The organism is Kitasatospora sp. NPDC101447 (assembly GCF_044767225.1).
Taxonomy (GTDB): Bacteria; Actinomycetota; Actinomycetes; order Streptomycetales; family Streptomycetaceae; genus Kitasatospora.
In genome coordinates this window covers 58,340-83,245 of the sequence record NZ_JBIWNL010000007.1, presented here as the reverse complement: position 1 = coordinate 83,245, position 24,906 = coordinate 58,340, and the positions used below count along the sequence as shown (strand labels likewise).

The 24,906-nt window shown below is 74.1% G+C and carries 24 protein-coding genes and 1 riboswitch; of the genes, 15 read left to right on the top strand and 9 right to left on the bottom strand.

Annotated features, from left to right (window positions below; translation table 11 throughout):
* Window positions 1-209: 209 nt before the first annotated feature.
* From ACIRST_RS12865 to ACIRST_RS12830, 8 genes are all read left to right on the top strand, one after another.
* The gene (locus tag ACIRST_RS12865; RefSeq protein WP_350523257.1) at window positions 210-836 is read left to right on the top strand and encodes a TetR family transcriptional regulator; all 627 of its coding nucleotides are present in this window, start codon (window positions 210-212) and stop codon (window positions 834-836) included.
* Between the two features lie 143 nt (window positions 837-979).
* Window positions 980-1,059: riboswitch (cobalamin riboswitch) on the top strand.
* Between the two features lie 105 nt (window positions 1,060-1,164).
* Window positions 1,165-2,421 (top strand): prenyltransferase/squalene oxidase repeat-containing protein, encoded by a 1,257-nt coding sequence (locus ACIRST_RS12860; RefSeq protein ID WP_350523256.1) that lies wholly within the window; start codon window positions 1,165-1,167, stop codon window positions 2,419-2,421.
* Window positions 2,421-3,155, top strand: coding sequence for an SCO2322 family protein (locus ACIRST_RS12855; protein WP_402802264.1), 735 nt, complete (start codon window positions 2,421-2,423; stop codon window positions 3,153-3,155). Before ACIRST_RS12860 ends, ACIRST_RS12855 begins: the two co-directional genes overlap by 1 nt.
* Window positions 3,156-3,192: 37 nt before the next feature.
* Window positions 3,193-4,299, top strand: a complete 1,107-nt coding sequence (locus ACIRST_RS12850; RefSeq protein ID WP_402802262.1) for a CbiQ family ECF transporter T component — start codon at window positions 3,193-3,195, stop codon at window positions 4,297-4,299.
* Complete coding sequence (locus ACIRST_RS12845; RefSeq protein WP_402802260.1) at window positions 4,296-5,951, top strand: ABC transporter ATP-binding protein; 1,656 nt, start codon at window positions 4,296-4,298, stop codon at window positions 5,949-5,951. Before ACIRST_RS12850 ends, ACIRST_RS12845 begins: the two co-directional genes overlap by 4 nt.
* Entirely contained in the window at window positions 5,948-6,781 is an 834-nt protein-coding gene (locus ACIRST_RS12840; RefSeq protein WP_402802258.1) for an ECF transporter S component, read from the top strand. The genes ACIRST_RS12845 and ACIRST_RS12840 overlap by 4 nt, the downstream gene beginning before the upstream one ends.
* Window positions 6,782-6,845: 64 nt before the next feature.
* On the top strand, window positions 6,846-7,832 hold the full coding sequence (locus ACIRST_RS12835; protein WP_350523251.1) for an RICIN domain-containing protein: 987 nt from the start codon (window positions 6,846-6,848) through the stop codon (window positions 7,830-7,832).
* Window positions 7,833-7,889: 57 nt separating this feature from the next.
* Window positions 7,890-8,504: a hypothetical protein gene (locus ACIRST_RS12830; RefSeq protein WP_350523250.1), complete on the top strand. Its 615-nt coding sequence runs from the start codon at window positions 7,890-7,892 to the stop codon at window positions 8,502-8,504.
* Here the strand turns inward: ACIRST_RS12830 and ACIRST_RS12825 are convergent.
* The gene (locus ACIRST_RS12825) at window positions 8,445-9,377 is read right to left on the bottom strand and encodes a helix-turn-helix domain-containing protein (RefSeq protein WP_402802255.1); all 933 of its coding nucleotides are present in this window, start codon (window positions 9,375-9,377) and stop codon (window positions 8,445-8,447) included. The two genes, ACIRST_RS12830 and ACIRST_RS12825, sit on opposite strands and share 60 nt — an antisense overlap.
* A gap of 1,061 nt (window positions 9,378-10,438) precedes the next feature.
* Window positions 10,439-10,744, bottom strand: coding sequence for a putative quinol monooxygenase (locus ACIRST_RS12820; RefSeq protein WP_402802254.1), 306 nt, complete (start codon window positions 10,742-10,744; stop codon window positions 10,439-10,441).
* 103 nt (window positions 10,745-10,847) lie between these two features.
* On the opposite strand from ACIRST_RS12820, the gene ACIRST_RS12815 reads away from it, so the two are divergent.
* Window positions 10,848-11,498 carry a M15 family metallopeptidase gene (locus ACIRST_RS12815; RefSeq protein WP_402802253.1) on the top strand — a complete coding sequence of 217 codons (651 nt, stop codon included), beginning with the start codon at window positions 10,848-10,850 and terminating at the stop codon, window positions 11,496-11,498.
* 119 nt (window positions 11,499-11,617) lie between these two features.
* Window positions 11,618-12,013: a VOC family protein gene (locus ACIRST_RS12810; RefSeq protein ID WP_402802252.1), complete on the top strand. Its 396-nt coding sequence runs from the start codon at window positions 11,618-11,620 to the stop codon at window positions 12,011-12,013.
* Window positions 12,014-12,030: 17 nt separating this feature from the next.
* On the opposite strand, the gene ACIRST_RS12805 is transcribed toward ACIRST_RS12810, so the two are convergent.
* Window positions 12,031-13,110 (bottom strand): NAD(P)/FAD-dependent oxidoreductase, encoded by a 1,080-nt coding sequence (locus ACIRST_RS12805; protein ID WP_402802250.1) that lies wholly within the window; start codon window positions 13,108-13,110, stop codon window positions 12,031-12,033.
* 183 nt (window positions 13,111-13,293) lie between these two features.
* Between ACIRST_RS12805 and ACIRST_RS12800 the strand changes: the two genes are divergently transcribed.
* The gene (locus ACIRST_RS12800; protein WP_402802248.1) at window positions 13,294-14,196 is read left to right on the top strand and encodes an RNA polymerase sigma-70 factor; all 903 of its coding nucleotides are present in this window, start codon (window positions 13,294-13,296) and stop codon (window positions 14,194-14,196) included.
* Between the two features lie 49 nt (window positions 14,197-14,245).
* Here ACIRST_RS12800 and ACIRST_RS12795 read toward each other — a convergent pair whose 3' ends face one another.
* Window positions 14,246-15,679, bottom strand: coding sequence for an MFS transporter (locus ACIRST_RS12795; RefSeq protein WP_402802246.1), 1,434 nt, complete (start codon window positions 15,677-15,679; stop codon window positions 14,246-14,248).
* A 214-nt stretch (window positions 15,680-15,893) separates the two neighbouring features.
* Between ACIRST_RS12795 and ACIRST_RS12790 the strand changes: the two genes are divergently transcribed.
* Window positions 15,894-16,772 carry a LysR family transcriptional regulator gene (locus ACIRST_RS12790; RefSeq protein ID WP_396550927.1) on the top strand — a complete coding sequence of 293 codons (879 nt, stop codon included), beginning with the start codon at window positions 15,894-15,896 and terminating at the stop codon, window positions 16,770-16,772.
* 163 nt (window positions 16,773-16,935) lie between these two features.
* Here the strand turns inward: ACIRST_RS12790 and ACIRST_RS12785 are convergent, their stop codons facing one another.
* A complete protein-coding gene (locus ACIRST_RS12785) occupies window positions 16,936-18,297 on the bottom strand; it encodes a carotenoid oxygenase family protein (RefSeq protein WP_402802244.1) in 1,362 nt (453 codons plus the stop codon).
* Window positions 18,294-18,848 carry a hypothetical protein gene (locus ACIRST_RS12780; protein WP_402802242.1) on the bottom strand — a complete coding sequence of 185 codons (555 nt, stop codon included), beginning with the start codon at window positions 18,846-18,848 and terminating at the stop codon, window positions 18,294-18,296. The genes ACIRST_RS12785 and ACIRST_RS12780 overlap by 4 nt, the downstream gene beginning before the upstream one ends.
* A 92-nt stretch (window positions 18,849-18,940) precedes the next feature.
* Here ACIRST_RS12780 and ACIRST_RS12775 point away from each other — a divergent pair, with 92 nt between their 5' ends.
* Entirely contained in the window at window positions 18,941-19,453 is a 513-nt protein-coding gene (locus ACIRST_RS12775) for a PadR family transcriptional regulator (protein ID WP_350523239.1), read from the top strand.
* A 170-nt stretch (window positions 19,454-19,623) separates the two neighbouring features.
* Here ACIRST_RS12775 and ACIRST_RS12770 read toward each other — a convergent pair whose 3' ends face one another.
* Window positions 19,624-19,950, bottom strand: coding sequence for an antibiotic biosynthesis monooxygenase (locus ACIRST_RS12770; protein WP_350523238.1), 327 nt, complete (start codon window positions 19,948-19,950; stop codon window positions 19,624-19,626).
* Between the two features lie 102 nt (window positions 19,951-20,052).
* Window positions 20,053-20,463: a cupin domain-containing protein gene (locus ACIRST_RS12765; protein ID WP_402802239.1), complete on the bottom strand. Its 411-nt coding sequence runs from the start codon at window positions 20,461-20,463 to the stop codon at window positions 20,053-20,055.
* A gap of 62 nt (window positions 20,464-20,525) precedes the next feature.
* Here ACIRST_RS12765 and ACIRST_RS12760 point away from each other — a divergent pair, with 62 nt between their 5' ends.
* Window positions 20,526-21,002 (top strand): MarR family winged helix-turn-helix transcriptional regulator, encoded by a 477-nt coding sequence (locus tag ACIRST_RS12760; RefSeq protein WP_402802237.1) that lies wholly within the window; start codon window positions 20,526-20,528, stop codon window positions 21,000-21,002.
* Window positions 21,003-21,080: 78 nt separating this feature from the next.
* Here ACIRST_RS12760 and ACIRST_RS12755 read toward each other — a convergent pair whose 3' ends face one another.
* Window positions 21,081-23,153, bottom strand: coding sequence for an MFS transporter (locus tag ACIRST_RS12755; RefSeq protein ID WP_402802235.1), 2,073 nt, complete (start codon window positions 23,151-23,153; stop codon window positions 21,081-21,083).
* Window positions 23,154-23,546: 393 nt separating this feature from the next.
* Between ACIRST_RS12755 and ACIRST_RS12750 the strand changes: the two genes are divergently transcribed.
* Window positions 23,547-24,758 (top strand): peptidoglycan-binding protein, encoded by a 1,212-nt coding sequence (locus tag ACIRST_RS12750; RefSeq protein WP_402802233.1) that lies wholly within the window; start codon window positions 23,547-23,549, stop codon window positions 24,756-24,758.
* Window positions 24,759-24,906: the final 148 nt, after the last annotated feature.

The following is a 24,906-nucleotide window of genomic DNA, read 5'->3' as shown; positions in this document are numbered from 1 at the left end:
TCATCTCTAGCTGCTATCTGTGCTGCCGGTCGCTAAAGTAGATCAGGTTTCAGTGGATGTGGAACTCGTCATCGACCACGTGAACAATGAGAGACCTCGAAGATACCGGCCCGTAGCTTTTCCTCAGGTGTCAGGGCTGGTGATTCCCGCCACGCCGACCCTGCCGACCATGTGAGCACACCGCCACTCTCGCCTGCCCGGGAGCACCTTTGCCGCCGTCGACCGAGCCCCTGACCCCGACCCCCGTCACGCCCCGGCCCGGCGAGCCGCCGCTGACCACGCGGCAGGCCGAGCGCCGGCGTCGGATCCTGCGGGCCGCCACCGCGCTGGCCGCCCGGGGCGGGTACGAGGCGGTGCAGATGCGGGAGGTCGCGGAGAGCGCCCAGGTCGCGCTCGGCACGCTGTACCGGTACTTCCCGTCCAAGGTCCACCTGCTGGTCGCGGTGATGCTGGAACAGCTGCAGGGCCTGCACGAACACATCCGGCGCCACCCGCCGACCGACGCGGAACCGGCCCTGCGGGTCGCCGACACCCTCACCCGGGCCTTCCACGCGCTGCAGCGCGAGCCGCTGCTGGCCGAGGCGATGGTCCGGGCGCTGTCCTTCGCGGACCGCTCGGTCGGCGCCGAGGTGGACCAGGTCAGCGTGGCCACCGGGCAGCTCATCCTGGACGCGATCGGCCAGTCCGGCCCGCCCAGCGAGAGCCAGCGCGCCGCGGTGCGGGTGATCGAGCACACCTGGCACTCGGCGCTCGTCGCCTGGCTCTCCGGGCGCGCCTCGATCGCCGAGGTCCGGGCCGACCTGCGCACGGCGGCGCGGCTGCTCACCCTGCCGTGACCGCGGCGGGGCACCGCGGACCGTCGCCCCGGCGACGCCGGAGAGCCCTCCCACTGGAACCTGTTCCTGCTGCGGCGCGGTGGTCCGCCCGCTCCGGCGGTTAGAGTCGACGGGCACCACAACTCCATCCCGCTCCTCCCCCGGGGGAAGCCGGTGGGAATCCGGCACTGACCCCGCAACCGTGAGCCCGGCCCTTCTGGTCGCCGGACGAGTCGGAGCACCCGGGGCGGGGCGAGCGGCCGGTCCGGACGCACGCGCCCGGAACCGTCGAGGACTACGGAACGGCCCGCCCGGGCCACCACCGCTCACCGAAAGGCACCACCGCACCATGCTGACCGCCGCCCGCCTGGGCGCCGCCGCCCTGTCCGCCGCGCTGCTCGCCGGCGTCGCCGCCGGACCGGCCCTGGCCGACAGCCCCTCGCCGACCCCGGCCGCCGCCCCCGACGGCCTGTACGGGAAGAGCGACCCGACGTACGACGGCGTGTGGCGGCAGTCGCTGGCGCTCACCGCGCTCTCCGCGGCCAAGGTCACCCCCGCCGACTCGGCGGTCGGCTGGCTCACCGGCCAGCAGTGCGAGGACGGCGGCTGGCCCTCCTACCGGGCGGCCGGCACGGCCTGCGACCCCAAGACCGAGGACAGCAACGCCACCGCCGTCGCCATCCAGGCCCTGGTCGCCCTCGGCGGGCACCAGCCGGCCGTCGACAAGGGCGTCGCCTGGCTCAAGGCCAACCAGAACGCCGACGGCAGCTGGGCCTACAACCCGGGCAGCCCGGGCGACGCCAACTCCACCGGGCTCGCCGTCAACGCGCTGTTCGCCGCCCGGACCGACCCGGCGAGCGTCGCCAAGGCCGGGCCCGGCGGTGCCGGCAAGAACGCCTTCGACGGCCTCGCCCGCTTCCAGCTCGGCTGCTCCGCCCCCGCCGACCAGCGCGGGGCCTTCGCCTACCAGCCGGACCCCGCCACCGGCGCCCTCGCCCCCAACGCCCTGGCCGGCGGCCAGGCCGCGCTCGCCGCCGCAGGCGGACACCTGCCGGTCGCCAACTCGGTCCGCGCCGACGCCGAGCCGAAGCCCCTCGCCTGCGCCGACGGCTCCGCACCCACCACCGTCCCGCACGCCGAAGCGGGCGAGGCCGTCGGCGCCTACCTCGCCGCCCAGCTCACGAGCGGCGGCAACCACCTCACCCTCACCACCCCGGGCGCCGCCCCGAGCCCCGACTACACCGCCACCGCCTGGGCCACCCTCTCCCTCATCCAGAGCGGCCACCCCGACCAGGCCACCGACGCCGCCGACTGGCTCGACGCGCAGGAGGCCACCTGGACCAAGAACGGCACCGACGCCGCCGCCACCGCCACCCTCCTGCTGGTCGCCCAGGCCGACCACCGCCCCACCGCCGACCTCACCGGCAAGCTGACCGCGCTCGGCCCCGCCCCCAAGGCCACCGCCCCCGCCACGGACGAGGCCACCCCGGCGAAGAAGGAGAACGACGGCATCGGCCAGTACTGGCTCATCGGCATCGGCCTCCTCGTCGGCATCGGCGGCGGCCTCCTGCTCAGCCTCCAGCGCAAGCGCAACCCGAACCTCTGATGCTCCCGACCCGCCACCCCCGGCCCGCCCGGCCCGGAGCGGCCGCCACCGGCGGCGCCACCCCGCGTCGCGGGCGGGCGCGCGGGCGCCTCGCCGTGCTGCTCCTGCCGCTGCTCGGGGCGCTCCTGGTGCTCGCCGGCGCGGCGCCCGCCGAGGCGGCCGGGTACCGGTACTGGTCGTTCTGGCGCGGCGCCGACGGCGGGTGGGCCTACCAGCAGCAGGGCCCGGCGATCGCGGTGCCGCCCGACGGGGCCGTGGACGGGTGGCGGTTCGCGGTGAGTCCGGACGGCGGGCAGGACGCCGCCAGGCCGCGGACGGCCGGGAGCTTCGCGGACATCTGTGCGCAGACCCCCGCGCAGGACGGCCGCAAGCGGGTGGCCGTCGTCCTGGACTTCGGGACCGCCGACGACGCCGGACCGGCCGCCGGGGCGGTGCCCGAGCCGCGGACGGCGTGCGCCGTCGTCGCCCCGCGCGCCACCTCGGCCGAGGTGCTGGCCGCCGTCGCGCCACCGCTGCGGTACGACACCAACGGGCTGCTGTGCGCCATCGCCGGGTACCCGACGGCGGGCTGCGCCGACCAGGTCGGCGCCGCGGGCGCGGCCGCACCGGCCGCCGGCGGCACCTCCCCCGCCCACGGCGGCGGCCCGGACATCGGGCTGATCGCCGGTGGCGCACTGGTCGCCGTCCTCGCCGGCGGCGCCGTCCTGCAGGCCCGCCGCCGCCGCAACCCGTGAACCCCGCCCAGGCCGCACCCGATCCAGGAACGTCTCCGTGAGCAGCACCGCCCGCAGCACCCGGCCGCCCACCGGCCCCCGCCAACTGCACCCCGGCGCCTGGTGGTTGTGGGCACTCGGGCTGGGCGCGGCGGCCACCCGCACCACCAACCCGGCGATCCTGCTGCTGCTCTGCGCCGTCGCCGGGTACGTGGTGGCGGCCCGGCGCGGCGACGCGCCCTGGTCACGGTCGTACGGGGCGTTCCTGCGGCTGGGCCTGCTGGTGCTCGGCATCCGGCTGGTGTTCGCCGTCTTCCTGGGCTCGCCGATCCCCGGCACCCACGTGCTGTTCACGCTGCCCGAAGTGCCGCTGCCCGTCTGGGCGCAGGGCGTGCGGATCGGCGGCCGGGTGACCGTCGAGGGCCTGCTCGCCGCGCTGTACGACGGGCTGCGCCTGGCCACCCTGCTGGTCTGCGTGGGCGCCGCCAACTCCCTGGCCAGCCCGGCCCGGCTGCTGCGCACCCTGCCCGGCGCGCTGTACGAGGCGGGCGTGGCGGTGGTGGTGGCGATGACCTTCGCGCCGAACCTGGTCGCGGACGTCCGCCGGCTGCGCGCCGCACGACGGCTGCGCGGCCGTACGGACAAGGGCGTCGCCGCCGTGCTCAGCGTCGGACTGCCGGTGCTGGAGGGCGCGTTGGAGCGGTCCGTCGCCCTGGCCGCCGCGATGGACACCCGGGGCTTCGGCCGTACCGCCGACGTCCCGCGCCGGCTCGCCCGGGCGACGGCGGCGCTCACCCTGACCGGACTGCTCGGCGTCTGCCTGGCCGCGTACGGGCTGCTGACCGCCGGCGGCGCCGGCTGGGCGCTGCCCGTGCTGGCGCTCGGCACCGCCGCCGCCTTCGCCGGACTGCTGCTCGGCAGCCGACGGTCCGTCAGGACCCGCTACCGGCCCGACCCCTGGGTGCTGCCCGAGTGGCTGACCGCCGGCTCCGGCGCCGCCGTCGCGGCCCTCACCGCCTACCTGGCCACCCGGGACCCGGCCGCCTTCGCCCCCACCGTCGTCCCGCCGACCGTCCCCGCGCTGCCGCTGGCCGCCGTCCTGACCGTGCTGCTCGGCCTGGTACCGGCGTTCGCCGCCCCGACCCCGCCCCGGAGGGCATCGTGATCACCTTCGAGCAGGTCTCCGTCCGGTACGAGGAGTCCGCCGCCCCCGTCCTGGAAGGCGTCGACCTCACCGTCCCCGAGGGCGAACTCTGCCTGCTGGTGGGCCCGTCGGGCTCCGGCAAGTCGACCCTGCTGGGGACGGTCAGCGGCCTGGTCCCGCACTTCACCGGCGGTGTGCTGCACGGCCGGGTCACCGTCGGCGGCCGGGACACCCGCGAGCACCGGCCGCGCGAACTCGCCGACCTCGTCGGCACGGTGGGGCAGGACCCGGCCGCGCACTTCGTCGCCGACACCGTGGAGGACGAACTCGCCTACGGCATGGAGTCGCTGGGCCTGCCCGCCGACGTGATGCGCCGCCGGGTCGAGGAGACCCTCGACCTGCTCGGCCTCGCCGACCTGCGCGACCGCGCGCTCGGCTCCCTCTCCGGCGGCCAGCAGCAGCGCGTCGCGATCGGCTCGGTGCTCACCGTGCACCCCCGGGTGCTGGTCCTGGACGAGCCGACCTCGGCGCTCGACCCCGGCGCGGCCGAGGAGGTGCTGGCCGTCCTGCAGCGGCTGGTGCACGACCTCGGCACCACCGTGCTGATGGCCGAGCACCGGCTGGAGCGGGTCGTCCAGTACGCCGACCAGGTGCTGCTGCTGACCCCGGGCGCGCCCCCGGTGCTGGGCGAACCGGCCGAGGTGATGGCGCACTCGCCGGTGCACCCGCCCGTCGTCGGCCTCGGCCGGCTCGCGGGCTGGCGGCCGCTGCCGCTGTCGGTGCGCGACGCGCGGCGCAAGACGGCGGCGCTGCGCGCCGAGCTGGACGGCCGCGCACCCGCCGACGTGCCGGGCCCCGCCGGCGAGCCCGTCGCCGTCGGCCTGCCCACCCCCGCCGGTGAGCCCGTCGCCGTCGCCGGGCCCGTCGCCGTCGCCGACCGCCTCGCCGTCCGGCGCGGCCCCGTCCAGGCGCTGCGCGGAGTCGACCTGGCCCTGCGGCCCGGCGAGATCACCGCCCTGATGGGCCGCAACGGCGCCGGCAAGTCCACCCTGCTGGGCAGCCTGGTCGGCCTGCACGCCCCCGCCTCCGGCAAGGTCGAGGTCGGCGGCCGCGCCCCGCACCGCACCCGCCCCGCCGAACTGATCCGCAAGGTCGGCCTCGTCCCGCAGGACCCGCGCGACCTGCTGTACGGCGAGTCGGTCGCCGCCGAGTGCGCGGCGGCGGACACCGACGCCGGCGCCGCCACGGGCACCTGCCGCGCCCTGGTGGAGCGCCTCCTGCCCGGCATCGCCGACACCGCCCACCCGCGCGACCTCTCCGAAGGCCAGCGGCTCACCCTCGCACTCGCCGTCGTGCTCACCGCCCGGCCCCCGCTGCTGCTGCTCGACGAGCCGACCCGCGGCCTGGACTACGCCGCCAAGGCCCGGCTGGTGGAGATCCTGCGCGACCTCGCCACCGAGGGGCACGCCGTGCTGCTGGCCACGCACGACGTCGAGCTGGCCGCCGAACTCGCGCACCGCACGGTGATCCTCGCCGAGGGCGAGATCGTCGCGGACGGGCCGACGGCGGAGGTCGTGGTCTCCTCCCCCGCCTTCGCCCCGCAGGTCGCCAAGGTGCTCGCGCCGGGGCCGTGGCTCACCGTGCGGCAGGTCGCGGAGGCGCTCGGCGCATGAACCGTCCCGTCCCCCTCGGTCGCCGGTCGGTCGCGGTCCTCGCCCTGACCTCGCTGGTCGGCGTCGCCGCCTTCGGCTGGCCGCTGCTCGCCTCCACCAAGTCCGCGCTGGTCGGCCACTCCACCGACGCGCCCTGGCTGTTCGCCCTCCTCCTCCCGCTCCTGCTCGCCGTCGTCGTCGCACAGATCTCCGAAGGCCGGTCGGCGGGCGGCGGCGCCCCCGGGCTGGACGCCAAGTCCGTGGCACTGCTGGGCGTCCTCGCCGCGACGGGCGCGGCGCTGCGCCCGCTCGGCGCGGGCACGGCGGGCCTGGAACCGATGTTCTTCCTGATGGTGCTGTCCGGACGGGTGCTCGGGCCCGGATTCGGCTTCGTCCTCGGCTCGTTGTCGATGTTCGCCTCCGCCCTGCTCACCGGCGGGGTCGGCCCCTGGCTGCCGTTCCAGATGCTGGCGATGGGCTGGGTCTGCCTCGGCGCCGGGCTGCTGCCGGGGGCCTCCCGGTTGCGCGGGCGCCGCGAACTCCTGCTGCTGGCGGGGTACGGCGCGGTGTCGGCCGTGGCGTACGGCACCGTCATGAACCTGCAGGGCTGGCCGTACGTCGGCGGGCTGGCGGGCTCCATCTCCTTCGTCCCGGGCGACCCGGTGAGCGCCAACCTGGTCCGCTTCGCCGCCTACTGCCTGACCACGTCGCTGGGTTGGGACCTCCCGCGGGCCGCGCTGACCGTCGTCCTGTGCCTCACCCTCGGCACGCCCGTGCTGCGCGCCCTGCGCCGCGCCACCCGCCGGGCCGCCTTCGACGCACCCGTCGCCTTCCGGCCGCCGGAAGGGTGAACCGCCTTTCCCCGCGCGCGCCGTACACCTCCGCCGCACCGGTTCGTCCACGATCATCACCACCGTGATCCGAACCCTCACCCGCACGGCGACCGTGGCCGCACTCTCCCTCACCCTCGCCACGGCCCTCGCCTCCCCCGCCGCCGCCGTCACCTTCATCGGCCGCGACGTCCCCACCACCGCCACCATCGCGCCCGGCCGCACGGGCGCCGTCCCGTGGACGTACCAGAACACCGGCGGCGCCGGCCTGCTCCCGCCCTCCGGCATGACCGCCGTCTTCACCGCCCCGGGCAACACCACCTTCCCCGCGCAGTCCACCGTCCCGACCGAGTACAGCAGCGACGGCACGACCTGGGGCCCCAACAACGTCGGCCTGCGGGGATGCGCCCTCGGCAACGGCAACCGGACCCTCACCTGCGAGGGCTACGGCCGCAACGGCGGCAACAGCGGCTGGCCGGCCAACGGCTACTTCCGCTTCTCCCCGCAGGTCACCGTCGACCCGTACGCCCCGGCCGGCACCACCCTCCCGCGCGGCAACGGCTCGTTCCGCTACACCAACCCGGGGAGCAGCACCGAGTACACCATCACGGACGGCACCCTCAACGTCGCCACCCCGCCCCGGACGTCGACCGCCAAGTGCCTGGACGTCGGCGGCACCCGCTTCAACGCCGACAACGTCCGGGTCTGGGACTGCCTGGAGAACACCAACCAGCGCTTCGTCCTGGACGACGGGAGGGTGAAGGTCGCCGACACCGTCGGCACGGCGCAGGAGATGTGCCTCGACGCCGACTACACCGGCACCAACGGCGACGTCGTCCGCATCTGGGCCTGCGAGAACTCCCAGGCCGCACGCGCCAACCAGACCTGGCTGCTGCGCCGCGGCGCGCTCGTCCTGCAGCGGACCGCCGGCAGCGGCGAGGAGATGTGCGTGGACGTCGGCTCGTACCGCACCAACGGCGACACCGTGTTCCTCTACGGCTGCGGCGCCACCAACCCCAACCAGCGGTTCGTGGTGGACCGCGGCTTCATCGAGGTCCGCGACACGCTCTGAGGCCGTCCGTTTGTAGGGTGAACGTCCCCGTACACCGCAGCAGAACGGAGTCCCCGAGTGTCCGACGAGCACGAGGACGAGGGCGAGCACGAGGACGAGTCGCCCTGGATCGTCGCGGCGTGCCCGGTCACGCCCGAACTGGCCGCCCGGATCGCCGGGATGGCGGAGCTCGACTGGGAGGACCCGGAGATCACCGAGAAGGCCATGGTGGACGCCGGCTGGCGCTCCACCGGCGACTACCTCGGCGACCTCAACGAGAAGGCGTACACGCCCGCCGGGCACCTGGTGTACGGGGACGACCGCCTCGCCATGCCGTTCGCGTACGAGTACTGGATCCACCCCGACGGGGCGTGGACGGAGGACTTCTGGGCGGAGCAGCCCGGCTGGCGGAGCGTCGTCGACCCGCCGGCCGGGGCCTTCGACGCCCGACTGGACGCCGTGGCCGGCCACTTCACGGAACTGCTCGGCCCGCCCGACCACGACGTCACGCACGAGGGGCACCGCTGGCGGTACCGGATCTGGCGCCGGGGAGGCAACGTCCTGGTCGTCGCGCCGGGGCTCGACGGCTTCTCGTACTCGCAGTTCGAGCACGCCTACGTCCAGATCCGCCCGCTACCCGCAGACGCGCCGCTGCCACCCACCGACGAGTTGCCCGACTTCCTCACCTGGTGAGCACCGGCCGCACCGCTGCCCGGCGAACCCGACCGGCCGCCCGCACATCCCGTCCCGCCCGGGGCACTCGTGCCGGCGCGGCCCGTCGGCTGCCACGCGTGGCGCCGGAACGGTCGGCATCGCCGCGACACGTGCTGCCGGAACGGTCGGCACCGCCGCGATCCGTGCCGCGAGGATCGCCCCCACGCTGCGGGTGACCCGTTCCGGCAAAGGGGCGGACAGGATCCCGGTCAACGCCTCGTGCGTCCAGCCACCCGCGAGCAACCCCTCCACCCGCGCGGCCTGATCGGACAGCGGCTTCCCCGCCAGCGCCATCCGGGGCTCCCGGCGCCCGAGGTCGAGCAGCAGCGACATCCCGGCCGTCACCTTCTCGGGGGGACGGACGGAAGGTCGTTCCGCTTCCTTGACCTTGGGTTCCTTGGACGGGCTTCCCGCCTTCCCGCCGCCCACCGCCCCGGTTCCGGGCACCCCGGCGGCCGGAGGTGCGGGAAGCGGCGGCGGAATCGTGTGAACCGCCTTCCCCACCAGTGGCTCCTCATGAACGGACACCACCGTCCGGACCTGCCCCGTCACCGGATCGCGGTGCGTCCGCCGCACGTAGTGCCCCGCCGCCTCCAACTCGCGCAGCGCCCGCGCCACCGTCGTCCGACCCTCCACACTCTTCGCCGCGAGGGTGCGGACGTCTTCGCGGGCGCCGTCCGGCAGGCTGAGCAGGTAGCCCAGGAGGCCGCGCGCCGCCCAACTCAGCGAGTGCTTGCGGATGACGTGGCCGTTGTCGAGGATCGTGTACCCGGGGGCATGCCGGGGGATACGATGAATCTGCATTAGGGAGGCTCCTGGCTCCTGGTGCCATTCCCCGGGGTGTTCCAGCACCGCCGGGGCTCTCTCATTGCGCAGTGTTCACCCTAGCGGCCTGACGCGACGTCAAACCTTGACTCCCATCACCCGTTCGGGGGGCGCACGCTCACCCCACCCCGCGCGCACCACCCCGCTCACCCTCCGAACACGACGCCCAGGTGGCTGCGGCACACTGAGTTCCGGAAGCCTCGACGGGCAGCGGGGCGTCATGCAGCACGCCGAACGGCATCTTCGCTCCAGAGAGGCCCCGAAGGACTCCGGGCGCCCTGAAGGGGCATCCGAGCGGCTGCCGCCTCAGAGTCGGCGGGGCGTCCGGGCAAGGCCCTGCCCAAAACCGCAATTCTGTGGTGTCCTGAAAGTAGTCGAATATGGCTCTGGAAGATCCGAGATCCTGGCTCGACACAAAACAGTTCCGACGCACAGCCATGGTGACTCCATGGAGTCAGAATCCTTGAACCGGGCGAGCGTTACGCACTGTGCGTGATGGAGCCGACAGCATGGGCAGACACCTGAGGGATTAGGGCCATGCGTCCGAAGAACAGTGGAAGAATCTATCTCATGCTGGCAGCAGCAGTGACGATTGCGACTGCCACGATCTCCGCCGGATCGGCATCGGCACAGTCAGTCCCGGCGGCGCCGTCGAACCTCAGGGTTACTCCGACGGCAAACAACACGTTTCTCCTCACATGGCAGGACAATTCGAATAACGAAACCGGATTCGAGATCACCGACGGAATCTCGTTCCGCCTTGCCGGCGCAAACGCGACAGCGGACAACTGGCACGTGACTCCGGCTACGTACAAGTGCTTCCGGGTTCGCGCGTACAACGCTGCGGGCGCCTCGGCGTGGTACCCGAGTGCCGCACCGTATTACGTCTGCGGAACGACTCCTTCATAACCCACTGAATGCCGCGTTTCCGAATGTCCGAAGTCACCGATTCGGGTGGCACAAGAGCACGCCCTTCAGCGCGCCCCGGGCCTGCGAGCCCGGGGCGCGCTCCCGGAGTACCCCGTCAGCCGACCACGCGGTCCACTGCGCGAAGGCCATCATCGACCGGTCACAGGACGTTGCGAGGGTCAGAGCAGGCCCTTGGCCTCGTCGCCGGCGGGGTAGGGGTCCATGACCGCGACGTCGAGGGGCTCGGCGAGCGCGTCGGTGATGGCGGCGGCGATAGCGACCAGGGTGTCGCCCGCGCTGTGGGCGTCCAGGGCGGCCTGGTCGGCCCACTTCTCGACCACGGTGACGCGGTCGGGGCCGGCGTGGACGGCGTAGAGCTCGCAGCCGTCCTCGGCGTGGACGGCGGGGATGTGCTTCTCGAACGCGGCGAGGACTTCGTCGCGCCGGCCGGGCTTGGTCCTGATCGTGGCGATGACAACGGGCATGTGAATCTCCAATGGTGTCGAATGATCATGTTATTGGTAGTGATCCACGGGAGGTCCGGCCGAACGGCGGGAAGCACCCCGATCGTCAGTCAGGGAGGCACAGTTGAGCGAGATCGTCCTCATGTCCGACCCGAAGGTGTCCGCCGTCGCGGTCCGGGAGTGCGGTGAACGACTCCTGGACGTGCGGGGCGGCAGCGGCCTGCTCGTCGACGAGCGCAAGCAGGACGGCACCGGCGCGTTCACGCACCTGCGGGCCGCCGTCCTCGACCGGCTGCTCGACGCCCAGTCGCGGTTGCCGGACGGACTGCGGCTGCTGTTCGTGGAGGGCTACCGGCCGCCGGAACTCCAGAGCCGCTACTTCGACGAGTACGCCAACGAGTTGCGGGCCGCGAACCCCGGCTGGCCGGACGACCGGGTCAGGTCGGCTGCCAGCCGCTACGTGTCGCCGCCGGAGATAGCGCCGCACAGCGCGGGCGCCGCCGTCGACCTCACCCTCGTCGACGCCGACGGCCACGAACTCGACCTCGGCACCAGGGTCAACGCCAGTCCGGAGGAGAGCGCCGGGGCCTGCTACACCGACGCCGACGGCATCGGCGCCGAGGCGCGGGCCAACCGGCGGCTGCTCAGCGCGGTCCTGACCGGCGCCGGGCTGGTCAACTACCCCACCGAGTGGTGGCACTGGTCGTACGGGGACCGCTACTGGGCGCTGGCCACCGGAGCGCCGTCCGCCCTGTACGGCTCCCGACGCCTGTAGAACTTGCAGGCCTTCAGGTCTCAGGCCCTGCGGTCCTCCGGTCCTCCGCCTCGAAGCGTAGGACCGGAGGGCCCTGCGCCCGATGCCCGACCGACCGTCACCGGCCTACCGTGCTCGGCATGGAGATTCCCGAGCACCACAGGCAGGCCGTCATCCCGCACATCGTCGTCGACGGCGCCGCCGCCGCCATCGACTTCTACGGTGCCGCGTTCGACGCCTCCGAGCTGTTCCGGCTCGACGGCGAGGGCGGCCGGATCGTGCACGCCGAGATCCAGGTGCACGGCGCGACGCTCATGCTCGGGGACGCCGAGGCGCCGTTCGCGCCGCCCGGCACCGGCGTGCCGTCCGTCATCCTGCACGTGTACGTCCCCGACGTGGACGCGCTGACGGAGCAGGCGGCGGCCGCGGGCGCCGAACTCCTCTCCCCGCCGGCCGACATGCCGTACGGCGCCCGGCAGTCGATGCTCCGCGACCCGTTCGGGCACGTGTGGATCCTCCTCACGCCGTCGGCCTGAGCCGGCAGGGCAAGGAGTCAGCCACCCGTCCCCGTGCGGGCGCCGTACTTGCCGCCGCGGGAGGCGAGCTCCTTGATCACGACCCCGGTGCGGCCGCTGACGTGCACCCGCCGGAGGGTGTCGTCGCGACGGGTGAACTGGCCGACGGCGTTGTCGCGGCCGAGGGTGACGGCCCGGGCGACGTAGCGCGGGGTGTACGACACGGGGGCACGGCCGGTGATCAGGCGCGCCACGTTGTCGACGGCGTGGGCGGCCTGCGGGCCGGCGAGGGCGCAGGCGAAGCGGGCGCCGGGGACGGCGGCGCAGTCGCCGACGGCGAAGATCCGTTCGTCGTCGACACTGCGCAGCGACGCCTCCACGACCGCGCGCCCGTCCCCGTCGACGGTGAGGCCGCTGCGGGTCGCGAGGTCGGGGACGCCGGACACGATCGCCCACAGGGTGAGGTCGGAGAGCAGCGACAGGCCCGACCGCAGGTGCACGGCACCGTCGCCGACCTCCGTCGCACTGTCGTCCACGATCTCGACCCGCAGCCGCTCCAGCCCGGCCCGGACCTTCTCGTTCGCCCGGTCGGTGAAGGTGTCGCCGACCGCCGGCCCGACGATCCGCACCTTCAGGTCCGGCCTCGCCCAGGCCACCTCGGCGGCCGTCTCGATCCCCGTGGCACCACCGCCGACCACCGTCACCGTGCGGCCGGCCGCCAGCGCGGCGAGCGCGACACGGGCCCACTCCGCGCCCTCCCAGGTACCCACCGGGACGGTGCCCGGCAGCGGCCGCACCGTGCTGCCGACGGCGAGGAACGCCCAGTCGAAGTCGAGGCGCGTGCCGCCGTCGAGGACGACGCAGCCGTCGCCGATCCGGTCGACGGCGCCGACCTTCAGCACGGCCCCGTTGCGCAGCATCGACGCGATGGGCGTCGCGGCGACGGCCGTCCCGGCGACCTGCTGGTGCAGCCGTACGCGTTCCACGAAGTCGGGGCGGGGGTTGACCACCGTCACCTCGGCGGCTTCTTTCACCTTCCTGGCGACCCGGTTGGCCGCGAGCATCCCCGCGTACCCGGCGCCCACCACGACGACCTTCATCTCGGGAATCGTCCTCATCTCGGCCTCCTGCCGTGTGCTCGTCGGCATGGAGATGCCGACGGGCCGGGAGCCGTGACACCTGGCCGGCGTGGCGCAGGTCACACGGCGTGCCGTGTCACGGACCGGCGGGGTCCGGCGTCCTGTGGGAGGCGCAGCCGAACCAGAAGCACCAGCGGCACCGAGGCACCAGAGGGAGAGACCATGAACAGCGAGGACGGCCGCCGTCCCGATCCGGCCACCGAGGCGTTCGTCGCCCACCGCAACCTGCTGTTCACCGTCGCCTACGAGATGCTCGGCTCGGCGGTGGACGCGGAGGACGTCTTGCAGGAGACCTGGCTGCGCTGGGCGGGCGTCGACCTCGACACCGTCCGCGACCACCGCGCGTACCTGGTCCGGATCACCACCCGGCAGGCGCTCGGACGGCTGCGCACGCTCGGCCGGCGCAAGGAGTCGTACGTCGGCCCGTGGCTGCCCGAGCCGCTGCTCACCTCGCCCGACGTGGCCGACCAGGTCGAACTGGCCGACAGCATCTCGATGGCGATGATGATGGTCCTGGAGACGCTGACACCGACCGAGCGGGCGGTGTTCGTGCTGCGCGAGGTGTTCGCCCTCGGCTACGACGAGATCGCGGAGGCCGTCGGCAAGACGCCGGCCACGGTCCGCCAGATCGCCCACCGGGCGCGGGCGCACGTGGCGGCACGCCGTCCGCGCGGCAACGTCTCGGCGGACCAGGCACGGGCCGCGATCGCGGCCTTCCAGCGGGCGGTCGAGACGGGCGACCTCCAGAACCTCCTCGACCTCCTCGCACCGGACGTCGTCCACATGAGCGACGGCGGCGGCATCAAGACGGCCATGCCGCGGCCCACCGTCGGGGCCGAGCAGGTGGCCCGGCTGCTCGCCAGGGGCGTGGCGCTGTGGGGCCCGGTGGCGACGGCCGAGTCGACCCAGGTCAACGGGCACCCGGCGCTGATCCTGCGGGTCGACGGGGAGATCGACCTGGTGGTGGCCATGCGGCTCGACGAGGGGCGGATCACCGGCATCTACGCGGTGCGGAACCCGGAGAAGCTGACGCACATGGAACGGGAAACGGCGGTGAGCCTCTGATTCTCGGGGGCTCGGGGACTCCGGCCCTGCGGGCCCCCGGGCCACCGACTCACCGGGCGCGGCTGCGCAGCACCGCGAGCGCCGCCGCCCCGCACGCCAGCGCCGGAAGCAGCATCGCCACCGCGACCGCGCCGCCCCCGCCGACGGCGGCGCCCCCGCCGACGAACGCGCCCGTCACCGCCACGCCCAGCGTCGCACCGACCTGCCGGACGGCGTTGAGCAGGCCGCCCGCCGCACCCGCACGGCCCTCCGGCGCGGTCGTGACGACGGCGGTGACCAGCGCGGGCAGCGCGAAGGAGACCCCGAAGCCCGCCAGCAGCAGCCCCACGGCCAGCAGCGGGTACGGCGTGCCGAGCGACACCGCCAACGCGAGGACCGCGCAGCCCGCCGTCAGCAGTGCCAGCCCGCCCAGCACCGGCCGCCACGGGCCGACCCTGGCGACGATCCGCCCGGTGAGCAGCGGGTTGAAGCCCGGGGGCAGCGTCATCGGCAGGAACGCCACCCCGGCCAGCGTCGGGGACAGCCGCAGCTCCTGCTGCAGCAGCAGCGGCAGTACGAACAGCACGCCCAGCAGGGCGAAGTTGACCACGCCGCCCGCCAGCAGCACCGCCCCCGTGCCTTGGGCCCGCAGCACGTCCGTCGGGAGGACGGGCGCCGGGCTGCGCCGCTCGCGCCGTACGAAGGCCACCAGGGCCACTGCCGCAGCCGCCCCGGACCACGCCGCGTGCGACCACCCGGAGTCGCCGAGCGCGATCAGCGCGTCCGTGAACAGCGCGAGCGTCGCGCAGGCGGCCAGCTGGGCCGGCCAGTCGATGCGCCGTTCGCCGCGCGGGCAGTGCACGGCCCGTCCGGCCACCAGGGCCAGCACCAGCACCGCCAGCGGGACGTTCACCAGGAACACCGCCCGCCACCCGGCGAGGTCGACCAGCGCACCGCCGACCATCGGCCCGAAGGCCATCGCGCAGCCGCTGACCGCCGCCCACACGGCGACGGCGCGCGCCCGCTCCGCCGGCTCCGGGTGGAGACGGGTGATCAGCGCCATGCTCGCCGGGACGCAGGCCGCCGCCGCGACGCCCAGCAGGGCGCGCAGCAGCACCAACGTCGGGATGTCCGGCGCGCACGCGCTGAGCAGCGAGCCCGCACCGAAGGCGGCGATGCCGAAGCGGAAGGCCCGGTGGGCGCCGTAGCGGTCGGCGGCCGCCCCGGCCGACAGCAGCAGTGCCCCGAAGGCGACGCTGTAGCCGGTGACGGCCCACTGCAGTCCGGCGGTCGAACTGCCCAGCGAGGCAGCCAGATCGGGTTCTGCGACGGAGAGCACGGTGGTGTCGAGCAGCACCATGAAGTAGCCGAGGGCGATGCCGAGCAGGGCGCGCGAGCGGGCCGCCGTGGCCGGCGTCGCGGGCACGGCCGGCGTCGCGGGCACGGCCGGCGTCGCACGCGCGGCCGGCGTCGCAGGGGCGACGGGAGGGACGGGGGAGGTCATCGGGGTTCTCCTGATCGACGAGCGGAAGCGCCCCCACCCTGGCCGCGCCACCCCCGTCCGCTCGACCGCCGGAACCGCATGCGGCGTTCGGATTTTCCGAACGCCCCGGTGCGACTCCGCGCACGCCGCGGTACAACTCCGCACACCCACCCGTACGCTGTCCCGCAGCACCGGGAGCAAGGCGTCCGGAAGCCGGGGAGTCCAGGGGAAACCAGTGGAACTACGTCAGTTGCGCGTCTTCGAGGCCGTCGTCGCCCACCGCACCGTCACCGGCGCGGCCGTGGCGCTCGGGCTCGCCCCGTCCTCCGTCTCGGAGCAGATCCGCACGCTGGAGCGGAGTCTGGACACCGAGTTGTTCGAACGGGCACCGCGCGGCATGACCCTCACGTCGGCCGGGGAGCGGCTGCTGCCGTGGTCCCGGAGGCTGCTGGACCAGGCCGAACAGGCGCGGCGGGAGGTGGTCGCCGCCCGCGCCCGGCTGCGGCTCGGCGCGCTGGAGACCATCGCGGCCACCCACGTGCCCGCCGTCCTGGCCCGGCTCGCCGAGCGCCGGCCCGACCTGGAGATATCCCTGCACACCGACACCGCCCGGGACGGCCTGCTCGGCGGGGTCGCGGCCGGGGCGCTGGAGGCGGCACTGATCCTGGACACCGCCGGGCCGCTCGGCGAACTCGGCTTCTACCTGCCGCCGGCCCCGCTCGACCACGTCGACCTGCAGGACGTCCCGCTGGCCCTGGTCGCCGCCCCCACCGACCCGCTCGCCGACGCCACCGCCCTCACCCGCGAGAGCCTGCGCGGTCGGCGCCTCCTGGTCAACACCCCCGCCTGCTCCTTCCACCTGGCCGGCGAGCGACTGCTCGGCCACGACCTCGACCGCGTCCGCACCGGCGGCGTCGCCGTCACCCGCGCCTGCGCCGAACAGGGCCTCGGCATCGCGCTGCTGCCCGAGTTCGCCGTCCACGACCAGCTCGCCGCCGGCACCCTGGTGCGCCTCCCGCTCGATCCCCCGCCGCTGCACCTGCGCCTCGTCTGGCGGGCCGACCGCGAGACCGTACCCGGCCTGCGCGAGGTCCTGTACGCAGTCTCGGCATGAGCCCCCGGCGCCATGAGCCCGCCTCATGGGCGCGCAACGCCATGAGCCTGTGTCATGGGCCCGCGTCGCCATGAGCCTGCCTCATGGGCCCGCAGCGGCATGAGCCCGCGTCATGAGCCTGCCCGCCCTGAGCGCGACCTCAGCCTGACCCGTCCCCGCCCCCTCAGGCCGGGGCGTCGGCGAGCCAGTTGCCGTGGAAGCCGAACGGCACCCGGGCCGGGAGGTGCACGGTGGCGACCGGCGGGACGGCGAGGTCGTCGGCGTCCAGGACGACGAGGTCACTGCGGTCGGTGCGGGCGTCATGAACGTACGTCATGAGCCATCCGGGTGAACCGGCTGAACCGGCGCCCGGGCCGACCGGCGTTCCCGTCCCCACCGGGACGAACACGGCCTCGCCCGGGGTGCGGCCGGGGCCGAACTCGTGCGCGGTCGAGGCGCCGGTGCGCAGGTCGTAGCGGACCAGTGCGTCGCCGCAGGTCACGTGGCCGAAGTCGGCGCGGTGGCCGACGAGCCGGTCGTCGATCCGGGGGAACTCCCCCGGCCGGTCGTCGCACTGCTCCTCGGTGACCGTGCCGGTGCGCGGGTCGACCGTCCACTTCCACAGGACGGCCTGCCGGGCGCCGTCCACCGCGCCGTCCGCGGTCCGCCGCCACAGCTCGGGGTAGCGCATGGCGTGCACCACCACCGTCCCGTCGGGCGCGTCGTGGGCGTTGAGGACGTGGAACACGTAGCAGGGGTCGAGGTCGAACCAGCGCACCGGCCCGTACGGGTCGTCCCGGCGCAGCAGGCCGAGCCGGGCGCCGTAGCCGTCGTCCCAGCGGTAGGGCATGGTGCGGCCGACCAGGCCGAGGTCGAGGACCACCGGCAGGTCCAGCAGGACGACGTGCCCGGTGGTGAGGGCGAAGTCGTGCATCATCGTCGGCCCGGGCACCTCGATCGGCCGGCTGATCACCAACTCGCCGTCGGCGTCGGCCCGGTGGTAGGTGAGGTAGGGCTCCTCGACGGCGGCGCAGCCGAAGAAGTGCAGCTCGCCGGTGTCGGGGCAGGCCTTGGGGTGGGCGGTCATCGCGGTGCGCAGCCGTCCGCCGAAGTCGTACGGGCCGACGGTGTCCAGGCCCCCGGTCAGTTCGTAGGGCAGGGCCGTTTCGACGAGGGCGAGGGTGCGGCCGGCGTGCCGGACGACGTGGGTGTTGGCCGGTCCGGCGGTGAGGTCGCGGTGGCCGGACTCGTCGTAGGGGCGGGCGCCGTCGGTGAGGCTGGTGGTGCGGACCCAGCGGTTGCGGTACGAGACGGCCCGCCCGTCCTCCAGGCGGACGCCGTGGACCATGCCGTCTCCGAAGAACCAGTGACCGGAGGCGGCGTCGGCCGGGTTGGGGCCGTTGCGCAGGTACCAGCCGGACAGCTCGGGCGGGACGCTCCCGGTGACGTCCACGTCGTACGCCGTCAGTTCCTCGGTGACCGGCGCGTAGTTGCCCGCGAGGTGGCGCGGGGTGCTCGTGGCCCCGGGGAGGCTCGCGGTGCTCACCGGGCACCGGCCTTGGCCTGCACCGCGGCGACGTAGCGGGTGGTGAACACCATCGGGAGGGCGAACCCGGCGGCCTGGACGACCGTGGCGGCCGTCGAGTGGCCCTGGCCGGCGTGGGCCATGACCGCGAGGACGGCGGCGGTGGCCACGAAGGCCGCGGCCCACACGGCGGTGATCACGGTGTTGGTGCGGACGAAGGGCTTGAGGCCCCACACCTCACGGGGCGTGGTCCGCTTGGCGATGCCCAGGGTGAAGGGCTTGCCGATGAGCAGCGAGACGGCGGCGATCAGCGCCAGGGTGCCCGAGGAGAGCGCCGCGGAGTAGTCGTGGACGGCTGAGTCGTGGTCCGCGAAGGCGACCGCCGCCAGGGCGGCGAAGTAGGCGGCCGAGCCGAGTTCGATGATCAGCGCGTCGAACCCCGCCCCGCTCTTGCGTTGCTGGGCGATGAGCGCAACCGCCACCGCCAGGCCGGCCAGTGCGGCCCACTGCCACTGCGCGGACGGCAGGACGGCGAACACGATCCACGGAAGGAACGAGCGTACGTACGACATTGCGGAGGTCCCCCTCGACATTCCAGTTTCGACATGTCAAAAGTAGAAGTTCCATGCCTGACATGTCAACAGTGGAATGTAGGATGGTCGACATGAGCCTCCGACACGCCCTCCTCGGCCTGCTGTCCGACCGCCAGGCCAGTGGATACGACCTGCTCAAGACCTTCGACACGTCCCTGGCAACCGTCTGGCCCGCCACCCAGAGCCAGATCTACACGGAGCTGTCCAAGCTCGCCGACGCCGGACTCATCAGCGTCGCGGCGGAGGGCCCGCGCGGCCGAAAGGAGTACACGCTCGCCCCGGAGGGCCTCGCCGAACTGCGGCACTGGCTCACCGAGACCACGCCCCAGCGCAACACCCGCAGCGACATCCTGCTCAGGGTCTTCTTCCTCGGCGTCCTCACCCCCGGCCAGGCCCGCGACTACCTCACCGGCCTGGCCGACCTCTCCGCCCGCGAACACGCCGACCTCGCCGCCCTGGCCGACACCATCGACTGGGGCGAGGACGGCCTCTCCGTCCACGGCCGGATCGCCCTGGAGTACGGCCTGCGCTTCAACGCCATGCGCCGCGACTGGGCCGAATGGGCCGCCACCCAGATCAAGTGACCCCAGCCCCAACCCTTCCCGCACTACGGCGAATCGGGGCCCCGGCAGCCGGCAACCGCCCACCCCGCCACCACCGCGGGCAGTCGGAAAGCACTTCGGGCCCTCCCCCACCAGGGGAAGGGCCCGAAGGACGAACTACCGACTACCGACCACCGCCGGCAGGTACCGACTCAGGCCCCCTTGGGCCCGGCCGACTGGACGACCTCGAAGGACCACAGCGTGGAGCCGGAGGCGGCCGGCCGCTTCGGGGCCTCGCCCTCACCGCCGCCCTGGTGGGCCGACTTCATCGGGCCCTCCATCCACGCCTTGAAGTCCTCCTCGCTGCGCCAGCGGGTGTAGACCAGGTACTGCTCGGTGCCCTCGACCGGGCGGAGCAGCTCGAACCACTCGAAGCCGTCCGAGTTCTCCACCGCGCCGGCCCGCGAGGCGAAGCGCTGCTCCAGCACCTCGCGCTGCTCGGCCGGCACCGTCAGCACGTTGATCTTGACGACGGACATGCCGCTCCTTACTGGTCCGCCGGGGCCCCGCATGCGGCCGCCGGCTCGGTCACTGCCAGCAGTCTCCTACACCTCACACCGGGCGGGCCCGCCTCCCGCCACTCAGGCGATCCATGCCGGGAGGACGCGCTCGGCGTCGCGCGGGGCCATGGCGCAGGCGCCGTCGGGGGTGACGGCGTCGGGGTTGTAGGCACGGGAGGGCGAGGTGGAGGCGACGACGGCGGTGAAGCCCTCGTCGGTGGTGATCCGGCGGGCCTCGCCGGCGGGGAGGACGAGGGTGTCGCCGGCGGCCAACACGCCGGTTTCGCCCGCGAGTTCCACCGTGGCGGCCCCGGAGAGGAAGGTCCAGATCTGCTCGGCGTCCATGGCGTGCAGCGGGCCCTGGGTGCCGGGTCGCATCTCGACCCGCCACAGCGCCAGCGACGTCGAGCCCTGGGTGGGCGAGGCGAAGGTGGTCATGACGGCGTTCGGGGTCTCGGAGCGGCGGGCGTCGGAGAGGCGGATGACGGGCATGACGAAGGAACCCCCTAATATGGACAATGAAGTTGTCTATATGGTCAATGAGGTTGTCTATCGTGTCAAGTGAACCCGCCCCGCCCGGCTTCGAGCTGCCGCTGCGCCTGCTCCTCGCCTTCCGGACGATCATCGACGAGCTGCACGAGCGGATCGCCCGCGAGGGACATCCGGACCTCCGCCCGATGCACGGCTTCGTCTTCCAGGCGATCGGCCCGCACGGCACCACCGCCGTCGAACTCGGCCGCCGCCTCGGCGTCTCCAAGCAGGCGGCGGGCAAGACCGTCGAGAATCTGGAACAGCTCGGCTACGTCGAGCGCGGCAGCGACCCGGCCGACGCCCGCCGCAAGGTGGTCCGGCTCACCGACCGGGGTGTGGACTGCCTCGCCCGCTCGGCCCGGATCTTCGACGAGCTGCGCGCCGAGTGGTCCGCCACCCTCGGCGAGGAGGAGCTCCGGCGCCTGGAGGACGGCCTGCGCCGACTCGCGCCCGGCGACCCGTTCCGCCTCGACACCCCGCGCTGGTTCGGCTCGCCGTGAGCCTGCGGAAGCGCCGGATCCGGATGCGCACCGTCCACCTGGACAGCGGGCCCGGGACGCGGCCCCACCCGGCCGCGGTCAGAACGACCGCCCCTCACCCTGGTACGGCGGCTGCGGCCCGACCGGATCGGGCCGGTCCCGCAGGTCGGCACAGAGGGCGGAGCTGAGCCTGGTCAGCAGCTCGGCGAGGTCGGCGTACTGCTGCTCGTCCCAGTCCTCCAGCAGGTCGGCGAGTTGGGTGCGCCGGGCGGCGACCAGCCGCAGCGCGACCTCCTCCCCCGACTCGGTGAGCCGCAGCGGCAGCCCGCCGGACCGCGCGGCCAGCCCCCGGCCCTCCACCTCCCGGACGGCCGCCTCGACGACGGCGATCGGCACGATCCGCCGCTCGGCCAGTTCGGCCGGCTCGACCGAGCCGTGCTGGTGCATCTGCAGGAGCAGCCAACTGGAGGCGGGCAGCAGGTCCAGCCCGGCGGTGGCGGTGATCCGCCGGAAGAGGTCGCGCCGGGCCTCACGGGTGCTCAGCACGGACAGCGCGCGGGCGATCTCGTCGAGGGAGCTGCGCTCCACCGGGTTCAGCCCGATGGACTCGCTCAGGTCCGGTGCGGTGACGGTGGACCGCAGCTTCTGCTCGCGCAGGAAGAGCGACAGTACGAAGGCGACCGCCGCGACGGGCACCGCGTACAGGAAGACGCGGGTGATCGACTCGGCGTACGCGTGGTAGACCGCCGCCTGGGCGTCGGCGGGCAGCCGGGGGATGACCCTGGGGTCGGTGGTGACCGCCTCGGGCTGGAGGCCGGGTGGCAGCGGCACCCCCGCCAGGGCGTCGGCGAGGCGGTCCCGCAGCCCGCTGGCGAAGACCGTCCCGAAGATGGAGACGCCGAAGGAGGCCCCGATGGAGCGGAAGAAGGTCGCGCCCGCGGTGGCCACGCCGAGGTCCTCGTAGCCGACCGAGTTCTGCACGATCAGCACCAGGACCTGCATCACCAGGCCCAGCCCGAGGCCGAAGACGAGGAAGTAGAAGCTCGTCTCGGCGGTGCTGCTGTGCTCGTCGAGCCGGGAGAGCAGCAGCAGCCCGACGGTCGTGACGGCCGTTCCGGCGATCGGGAACGCCCGGTAGTGGCCGGTGCGGGCGACGACCTGGCCGGAGCCGATCGAGGTGACCAGCATGCCCAGGACCATCGGCAGCATGTGGATGCCGGACATGGTGGGCGAGACCTGCATGACCACCTGCAGGTAGGTCGGCAGGTAGGTGAGCGCGCCGAACATCGCGAAGCCGACCACGAAGGAGATCACCGCGACCAGGCTGAAGGTCCGCGAGCGGAACAGCCGCAGCGGCAGGACCGGCTCCACCGCCGTCCGCTCGACCTCGACGAAGGCGACCAGCAGCACCAGCCCGAGCACGCCGAGGCCGACGATCTGCCAGGAGCTCCAGGCCCAGGTGGTGCCGCCGAGCGAGGTCATCAGCACCAGGCAGGTGGCGACGGCGGCGATCAGGGCGGTGCCGAGGTAGTCGATGCGGTGCTCGCGCCGCACCTCCCGCCCGTGCAGCACCGCGGCGATCACCACCAGGGCGACGACGCCGATCGGCAGGTTGACGTAGAAGACCCAGCGCCAGCTGAGGTGGTCCACGAACAGTCCGCCGAGCAGCGGCCCGAGCACACTGGTGACGCCGAACACGGCACCGAACAGGCCCTGGTAGCGGCCGCGGTCCCGGGGTGGGACGAGGTCGCCGACGATCGCCTGGGAGAGCACCATCAGCCCGCCGCCGCCCAGCCCCTGCAGCGCCCGGAAGGCGATCAGCTCGCCCATGTCCTGCGCGATCCCGCACAGGACCGAACCGAGCAGGAAGATCACGATGGAGGCCTGGAAGAAGCGCTTCCGGCCGTACATGTCGCCGAGCTTGCCCCAGAGCGGGGTCGCGGCGGTGGCGGCCAGCATGTAGGCGGTGACCACCCAGGAGAGGTGGTCGAGTCCGCCGAGGTCGCTGACGATGGTGGGCAGCGCCGTGGAGACGATGGTCTGGTCGAGGGCGGCGAGGAGCATCGCCAGCAGCAGCGCGCCGATCGGCACCCAGAGGTTGGGGACGGCGGCCGTCGGCGGGCCGGGCTCGCCCGCCGGGCTCCGGTCGGACGCGGCGGGCGGATCCGTCATGGCGTCTCCGTGGGCATGGCGTCTCCGTGGGGTCGCGGGCCCCGGCTGGCTGCCCGTGCGGATGATCACTCCCAGCTCACCATGCTGGCAGATTCGCCCCGTTTTGTTCCTCCGGATTGAGCCGAACGTAAGCACCGGGGACGTCCACGGCGCCCGGGGCGTTCCCCGGAGGCGATCTCCGGGGCGGTCTCGGGGCGGTGTCGGAGCGGTCTCGGGACGTTCTCGGAGGGGCCAACCGGCACCAACCGGCACAACACCCCCGCGGCGGGTCGGACGCCCCTGTCCACCCTCCGGGCAGTCCTGCATAATCAGGCGCGATCGTGCGCCCGGGCCCCGCCCGGACGCCACCGGAACCGCACACGAGTACGACCCGAAACCGAGGAGGACCGGCCGATGCCGGACCAGCACTGCCCGACGTGCGGCACCGCACGCTCAGCCGGGTGCGGCTGTGTCCCGGACCCGAGCCTCACCGAGACCGCCGTCCTCCCCCACATCGAGGGCCCGCCGCTGGTCCGCCCGTACGTCCCGCAGACCGCCGACCAGGTGGCCGAGGAGGCCCCGGCGCACGCCCCGACCGTGGACCCGTTCGCGACCACCGTGCTGCCGCCCACCGCACCGGGGCAGCCGTTCGCTCCGGGCAAGCCGGTCACCGCGCCGCTCGGGCCGGACGCGGACGCCTACGCGACCACGGTGCTGCCGCCGGTCCACGCCGGGCAGCCCCCGCTCCGCCCGGACGCCGACGCCTATGCGACCACGGTGCTGCCCCCGGTGCCGGCCCCCGGGCCGGGCGCGTACGCGGCCGGGCCGCCGCAGGCCCCCGGACAGCACGCCGGCGGGCACGGCAACGGGTACGAAAACGGGTACGGCGGCAACGGGTACGGGGCCGGACACGAGGCCGAGTACGGGGCCGGACACGAGATCGGCCTGTTCCCCTTCGACAACGCCCCCGCCGGGCCCGACGCGCCGGACACCGGCGGACGGGCCGCGCGCCGGGCGGCCGACCAGGCCGCCAGGAACCCGCTGACCGAGCGCAAGGGGCTGCTCGTCGGCGTCGGCGCCGCGCTGGTGGCGCTCACCATCGGCGTCGCGTACGCCGTGACGCCCTCCTCCGAGCCGGACGCCAAGCAGGCGAAGCCGCTGCCGACCACCACCCTGGCGCCCGCGCCGGTGGACCCGGCCCCCTCGGCGGTCCCCACCGCGACCACGCCGGCGCCGACCAGTGAGGCGCCGAGCCCGTCGGCGACGCCCAGCCGCAAGCCGACGCCGACGAAGACGGCCACTCCGACGCCGACCCCCACTCCGACGCCGACGCCCACCCCGACTCCCACGCCGACCCCCACCCCGACGCCGACGCCCACCCCGACCCCGACGCCCACCCCGCGGGTGCTGCAGGTCGGGATGGTCGGGCCCGACGTCCGGGACATGCAGCAGCGCCTCTACGCCGCCGAATGCGGATTCGTCGACAAGTCGATCATCTCCGGCACCTTCGACGACTGGACCAAATCGGTGCTCAGCAGCTACCAGCGCGAGAACCGGATCAAGGGCGAGAACGGCTTCTACGGTCCCAAGACCCAGGCCGTCCTCTCCGCCGACCCTGGCTGCTGACCCCCGGACCCCCGAAACGGGCGGGGCCCCCCCCACGGCGGGGGGCCCCCCGGGGCCCCGACCCGGACCGCAGCCCGGGCTCGCCCCCACGAAGCCTACGGCCCCCCCCACCCGCCAGATCACCGCACCCACCCCGCAGGTCACCGTC

Bases quoted from the DNA above. Each gene is read 5' to 3' on its own strand.
- ACIRST_RS12770 (WP_350523238.1), bottom strand. From the start codon at position 19,950: ATGTCCGTCGTCAAGATCAACGTGCTGACGGTGCCGGCCGAGCAGCGC.
- ACIRST_RS12750 (WP_402802233.1), top strand. From the start codon at position 23,547: ATGCCGGACCAGCACTGCCCGACGTGCGGCACCGCACGCTCAGCCGGG.
- ACIRST_RS12855 (WP_402802264.1), top strand. From the start codon at position 2,421: ATGCTCCCGACCCGCCACCCCCGGCCCGCCCGGCCCGGAGCGGCCGCC.
- ACIRST_RS12805 (WP_402802250.1), bottom strand. From the start codon at position 13,110: ATGAGGACGATTCCCGAGATGAAGGTCGTCGTGGTGGGCGCCGGGTAC.
- ACIRST_RS12775 (WP_350523239.1), top strand. From the start codon at position 18,941: ATGAGCCTCCGACACGCCCTCCTCGGCCTGCTGTCCGACCGCCAGGCC.
- ACIRST_RS12810 (WP_402802252.1), top strand. From the start codon at position 11,618: ATGGAGATTCCCGAGCACCACAGGCAGGCCGTCATCCCGCACATCGTC.
- ACIRST_RS12840 (WP_402802258.1), top strand. From the start codon at position 5,948: ATGAACCGTCCCGTCCCCCTCGGTCGCCGGTCGGTCGCGGTCCTCGCC.
- ACIRST_RS12780 (WP_402802242.1), bottom strand. From the start codon at position 18,848: ATGTCGTACGTACGCTCGTTCCTTCCGTGGATCGTGTTCGCCGTCCTG.
- ACIRST_RS12755 (WP_402802235.1), bottom strand. From the start codon at position 23,153: ATGACGGATCCGCCCGCCGCGTCCGACCGGAGCCCGGCGGGCGAGCCC.
- ACIRST_RS12765 (WP_402802239.1), bottom strand. From the start codon at position 20,463: ATGCCCGTCATCCGCCTCTCCGACGCCCGCCGCTCCGAGACCCCGAAC.
- ACIRST_RS12800 (WP_402802248.1), top strand. From the start codon at position 13,294: ATGAACAGCGAGGACGGCCGCCGTCCCGATCCGGCCACCGAGGCGTTC.
- ACIRST_RS12820 (WP_402802254.1), bottom strand. From the start codon at position 10,744: ATGCCCGTTGTCATCGCCACGATCAGGACCAAGCCCGGCCGGCGCGAC.
- ACIRST_RS12795 (WP_402802246.1), bottom strand. From the start codon at position 15,679: ATGACCTCCCCCGTCCCTCCCGTCGCCCCTGCGACGCCGGCCGCGCGT.
- ACIRST_RS12860 (WP_350523256.1), top strand. From the start codon at position 1,165: ATGCTGACCGCCGCCCGCCTGGGCGCCGCCGCCCTGTCCGCCGCGCTG.